This is a genomic window from Pantoea sp. E956-1 (assembly GCF_982223955.1).
In genome coordinates, this window is record NZ_CEUYZP010000078.1 from 1 (window position 1) to 436 (window position 436).

The 436-nt window shown below is 63.8% G+C and carries 1 protein-coding gene; it reads right to left on the bottom strand.

Features of this window, described 5'->3' with window-relative positions:
• A partial coding sequence (locus AC0T7J_RS25345; RefSeq protein WP_473798538.1) for a type II secretion system F family protein occupies positions 1-436 on the bottom strand: 436 nt, incomplete at both ends.

Consider the following 436-nt stretch of genomic DNA (forward strand, 5'->3'; position numbering starts at 1 on the left):
GCACCACGTAGCTGAGCAGGAAAATCACAATGCCGATCGACACCAGCCCGACCACGCCGGGATAGATGAACGCAGTGAGAATCTTGCCGCGCAGGTTGTTGCGTTCCTCGATGTAATCGGCGAGCCGCTCCATCACCTGGGCCAGATCGCCAGACTCTTCGCCAGCGGCAATCAGCGCCCGGTAAATCTCGGGGAAATCCCGTGGCCGCGACGCCAGCGATTCCGCCAGACGCATGCCGCTGCGCACATCGGCGCGCATGGCGCTAAGGGTCTGGGCGATGTGCTTTTTCTCGGCCTGCTCGACTGTGGCGCTCAGTGCTGCTTCCAATGGCAGACTGGCACCGAGCAGGCTCGCCAGTTGCCGCGTGGCCCAGGCGAGGTCGTTGTCGGAGAGTCTGGCGCTGAACAAACCGCCGCCACCGTGTCGGGCGACGTT